Genomic DNA, 3914 nt, shown 5'->3' with positions numbered 1-3914 from the left:
CTCAGATTGAATTTTGGCCACTGTGGTTTAGAGCTGTTCAGTCATACGTCGATGGTGCAGACGGCCACAGCCGCGCAAAGTCAAACGAGAGTTGCCGGTGGTGCCGAATGGTCAGCAGGACCACCGTCTTTTGGGCTTCCATGGCCGCGTACAGCATCAGGTGGTCGCCGTGTAGGTATTCGCGCAGGGCATGGGGCGCTCCCGCAGGCATGGCCGCCAGCAGCGCCAGCGCTTCGGCTGACTGCGGTGGGTTGACCAAGTAGCGCCTGCCCATGCGTGGAAAGCGCCGCAGGTTGGGGATGACGGTGGAGCGAAGCTCGGCCAGCAAGTCATCGAACGCAAAGCTGGCTTGAGCTTCCACCAAGAACGCCTCAATGGCGTCCAAGCGTTCCAAGAAACTGGCGGTCAGTTCGACCCGGTAAAGCTGATCAGCCACGTTGCTTGGCGGGGCGTTTGGTGGCGGTCTTGCGCCGCTGTTGCAGCTGGGCCAGGGCCGCGTCTGCTTCAAATGTGCGACCCGCTGCGATGTCGGCCAGCCCGCGCTTGGCGTCGTCGATCAACAGCAGGTGGATGCGTTCGCGCTCCAGCCGGTGGTAGTAGTCCAGTCGGTCCGAATCGATCAATGCGACGTAGCTCTCGCCGTTTTTGGTGATGATCTTTTCTGCGCCAGCCTTGGCCTGGTCGGCCAGTTCGGACAGATGGGAACGTGCTTGCGTGAATGGCACGACATCGCTGGCAGAAAAACCCATGACTGTCTCCTTGGACATTGCAGAATTCTGCGCATTTTAAAGCGAATACGTGACCAACCTGAAAACTGAATTTGGACGGTGGAAGCCCATTCACGCAACGAAGCATACAGCACTCATAAAAGACAAAAGCATCATGCAAATAGATTGCCTTTGGGTTCATTTTTGCCTTGTTTGGGGGATGGAGGGGTATGGTCGGAAGCACGCCACAGGCCTCTCGCGCTGGCATCAGCCAACCGCGCATGAACGATCTGGTGAAGGGCCGCACCCACAAATTCACGCTCGACGCACTCGTCAACGTGGCAGCGAAATTGGGTTACACCGTCAAGCTGTCTTTGAAGCGGGTGGCTTGAATTTCCTGTTGCACTGAACTTAGCTAAACTGACTTGTCCCTGCCCTTTGGAGTCCAGCATGCCCACCGCCAAACAACTCTGCGATCAAGCATCACAACTGCCCCCCGATGAGCGCATGGCTTTGGTCGATCAGATTCTGGACACATTGGATGAACGGGACGACTCTCTGGATGCGCAATGGGCACAAGAAGCTGAGTCCCGGTTGGCGGCTTACTGCCGGGGTGAGGTTCAAGCCATCCCCTTGAACGAGGTCATTGCCAAATACCAAGTCAAAACGGCATGAGCGTGCGTCTTGTTCAAATTGGCAAGGCCGGGTGAACTGAGTCGTTCAAGCCCAACCCGTCCTCCACTTCTGGGCAAGCCATGGCACTGTTTGATCAGCCGGGCATGGAAGACACCCTGCGCTTTGAGCAGAGCCACCAAGCCATCATCGAGCGCTTTGGCCGCTACCCCCACCGCAACGCGATCCTGAGGCGCCAGTCCACGCCCGAGGAGTTGGCGTTTTTGGGTGAGCCGGGGTCGGGGTTTTAGCTTCAAACAACTCCATAAAAAACGAACTTTACGAAGTAAACAAGTTATCCTAAAATAACGGGGCCAGCATTTTGTTTGCTGGCCCCGTTTCATTTGGAAATCCCATGATTGTTCTCAAATGCACTCAAGACAAATTGCTATCTGTCTTGCAATCAGTATCTGGAATCGTTGAGCGTCGTCACGCTTTACCGCTTTTTCAGAATGTGTTGGTGCGCGGCTCAGCATCAGCCACGCCCAACTTTGTCAGTTTGCTGCGTTCATTAACGAACGTACCCCGGACACCCCAAAAACTCCATTTACAGGTAGCCAACCAAACTGAGCCACTCAATAAAAACATGGGGTTTTTCAGCGCCCAAAAGCTGAACATGCGCAACGCGCCATGAGCGTGGACCTTTGCATAAACACACCATGAACACCCTCACCTTCCCTCTCTCCGCGATCCCAGATTTGCCCCGTGACAAAGCCAGCGGTCAAGACCCATACGCCTCAGAAGCGCAAACCAACGCGTTGCTGCGCTTTGGTGCGCAGTACCGGCTGCAACGCATTCAGGCCGCTGACATGATCACCACCGACGAAGCCGCTGCCCTGTCGGGCACCACCCGCGTGACCATGAACGCCTGGATCAAAAGCGGCCGCTGCATTGGTGTGTCGCACCTGCGCCGTGGCTACAAGCTGCCCCGCTGGCAGTTCGAGCCGTTCATCTTTCCGGTCCTCGCACCCATGGCCGCCGCCTTGGGTTCGACCGATGGCTGGCAATTGCTGGCTTTCCTGGAAAGCCCGCACCCGGCACTGGACGGTCAGTCACCCCGCACCGCGTTGGAGCAAGGCACACCCGCCCAACGCGTGATCGATCTGGCGACGGCAGAGGGGCATTGACCGCCTCTTTCCATGAAATTCAAAGACCTGCATCCACCCATCCTTGAACTGGCCCCGGGCCAGACCTTTCACCGCGTGCAGCTAACGCGTGCACGCAAAACCAGCGTACGCATCAACGGTTTGTTGCTGGCGCCCACCGGTTTGCAAACAGGGCGCTTTTGCTTGCCATCTGAGGCAACGGCGTATTTGGCCGATAGCGAACACACCGCCTTGTACGAGTCGATTTTTCGGCGCGATGTGCACAGCCGATCGCTCGACGAATTGACCCGCAAGTCGCTGGTGACATTCACCACTAAAGGCCGTTTGCGCTTGGCCGATGTGCGGGCACTGGCCGAGCCCTACCCCGTGCTTCAAGCCCAACGCATCGCGATCACCCAAGCCTTTGCGCAAGAGTGCCGAGCGCAGCAACTGGATGGCATCGTCTATGCATCGGCCCAACACCCCCAGCATGCGTGCGTTGCTCTGTTTGCTTCGGGCATGGCGCAGGTAAAGAAAGTCCTATCCCTGCCGCTGGTGAAGCCAGGCACGCGTCAGTTGCTGACTTGCGTGACCGATGCGGCTAGGCGTTCTGGTGTTCCCCTGATGGACTTCCAGGACACTGAGTGAAGCGACGTCATTTTTTAATTTTCCAATTCGATGCAACCCCAATTCATCCTCGACTTCTGGTTCACCGAACTCACTTCCAAGCACCACTTCGCCAAAGACCCCGCCTTGGACGAAGCTATACGCACCCGCTTCGGCGCCACGCTGGAGGCGGCGGCGCGGTGTGAGTTGTTTGCTTGGCGCGCCACGCCCGAGGGGCGCTTGGCCGAGGTCTTGGTGCTGGACCAGTTCTAGCGCAATGTGTACCGCGACACGCCCCGCGCTTTTGCGCAAGACGCGCTGGCCTTGGCGCTGGCGCAAGAGCTGGTGGCCAGTGGGCAAGACCGCAGCCTGCCCCTGGCACAGCGCAGCTTTGCCTACATGCCCTACATGCACAGCGAGTCCGCCCTGGTGCACGCACAAGCGGTGGTCCTTTTTGATCAGCCGGGCATGGAAGACACCCTGCGCTTTGAACTGCGCCACCAAGCCATCATCGAGCGCTTTGGCCGCTACCCCCACCGCAACGCCATTTTGGGCCGCGAGTCCACGCCCGAGGAGTTGGTGTTTTTGAGTGAGCCGGGGTCGGGGTTTTGAGCCTTGCGCAGCACTTGTTCAATCGTTTATTGTTGAGATGCATGCATCACCTTAAATTATCAAAACAGATATAAAATGAAACGCTACCAGTTGCAAAAAGGCAATCAGTCATGAGCAACAAATTGAACATGGTCGTTGGCAGCGACAACGTCTTTCACGATCTTGGCTTTGCCGAACCCGAAGCACAAAACCTGTTGCTGCGTGCCGACTTGGTCTCGCACATCCGCAAGGT

General features: G+C 57.3%; 6 protein-coding genes and 3 pseudogenes. 7 read left to right on the top strand and 2 right to left on the bottom strand.

What is annotated here, in order from left to right; genetic code table 11:
• Positions 1-37: 37 nt before the first annotated feature.
• A complete protein-coding gene (locus ACIQ47_RS15175; protein WP_396438882.1) occupies positions 38-436 on the bottom strand; it encodes a type II toxin-antitoxin system RelE/ParE family toxin in 399 nt (132 codons plus the stop codon).
• A complete protein-coding gene (locus ACIQ47_RS15170) occupies positions 429-749 on the bottom strand; it encodes a type II toxin-antitoxin system Phd/YefM family antitoxin (protein WP_062405951.1) in 321 nt (106 codons plus the stop codon). The genes ACIQ47_RS15175 and ACIQ47_RS15170 overlap by 8 nt, the downstream gene beginning before the upstream one ends.
• A 188-nt stretch (positions 750-937) precedes the next feature.
• Between ACIQ47_RS15170 and ACIQ47_RS15165 the strand changes: the two genes are divergently transcribed.
• The 7 genes and pseudogenes from ACIQ47_RS15165 (at position 938) to ACIQ47_RS15135 (ending at position 3682) form a co-directional block, all read left to right on the top strand.
• Positions 938-1099 carry an XRE family transcriptional regulator gene (locus ACIQ47_RS15165; RefSeq protein WP_396429527.1) on the top strand — a complete coding sequence of 54 codons (162 nt, stop codon included), beginning with the start codon at positions 938-940 and terminating at the stop codon, positions 1097-1099.
• Positions 1100-1157: 58 nt separating this feature from the next.
• Positions 1158-1382 carry an addiction module protein gene (locus tag ACIQ47_RS15160; protein ID WP_396429528.1) on the top strand — a complete coding sequence of 75 codons (225 nt, stop codon included), beginning with the start codon at positions 1158-1160 and terminating at the stop codon, positions 1380-1382.
• 74 nt (positions 1383-1456) lie between these two features.
• A pseudogene (locus tag ACIQ47_RS15155) lies at positions 1457-1630 on the top strand (DUF924 family protein); the annotation flags it as partial.
• 104 nt (positions 1631-1734) lie between these two features.
• Positions 1735-1860: pseudogene (locus ACIQ47_RS15150) on the top strand (DNA polymerase III subunit beta); the annotation flags it as partial.
• 178 nt (positions 1861-2038) lie between these two features.
• Positions 2039-2506 carry a hypothetical protein gene (locus ACIQ47_RS15145; protein WP_396429529.1) on the top strand — a complete coding sequence of 156 codons (468 nt, stop codon included), beginning with the start codon at positions 2039-2041 and terminating at the stop codon, positions 2504-2506.
• Between the two features lie 12 nt (positions 2507-2518).
• The gene (locus tag ACIQ47_RS15140; RefSeq protein WP_396429530.1) at positions 2519-3112 is read left to right on the top strand and encodes an RES family NAD+ phosphorylase; all 594 of its coding nucleotides are present in this window, start codon (positions 2519-2521) and stop codon (positions 3110-3112) included.
• Between the two features lie 30 nt (positions 3113-3142).
• Positions 3143-3682: pseudogene (locus ACIQ47_RS15135) on the top strand (DUF924 family protein).
• Positions 3683-3914 lie beyond the last annotated feature (232 nt).

Source organism: Limnohabitans sp. (assembly GCF_044373035.1).
Taxonomy (GTDB): Bacteria; Pseudomonadota; Gammaproteobacteria; order Burkholderiales; family Burkholderiaceae_C; genus Limnohabitans_A.
This window is presented reverse-complemented; position numbering and strand designations above follow the sequence as displayed.

Bases quoted from the DNA above. Each gene is read 5' to 3' on its own strand.
- ACIQ47_RS15170 (WP_062405951.1), bottom strand. From the start codon at position 749: ATGGGTTTTTCTGCCAGCGATGTCGTGCCATTCACGCAAGCACGTTCC.
- ACIQ47_RS15165 (WP_396429527.1), top strand. From the start codon at position 938: ATGGTCGGAAGCACGCCACAGGCCTCTCGCGCTGGCATCAGCCAACCG.
- ACIQ47_RS15160 (WP_396429528.1), top strand. From the start codon at position 1,158: ATGCCCACCGCCAAACAACTCTGCGATCAAGCATCACAACTGCCCCCC.
- ACIQ47_RS15145 (WP_396429529.1), top strand. From the start codon at position 2,039: ATGAACACCCTCACCTTCCCTCTCTCCGCGATCCCAGATTTGCCCCGT.
- ACIQ47_RS15140 (WP_396429530.1), top strand. From the start codon at position 2,519: ATGAAATTCAAAGACCTGCATCCACCCATCCTTGAACTGGCCCCGGGC.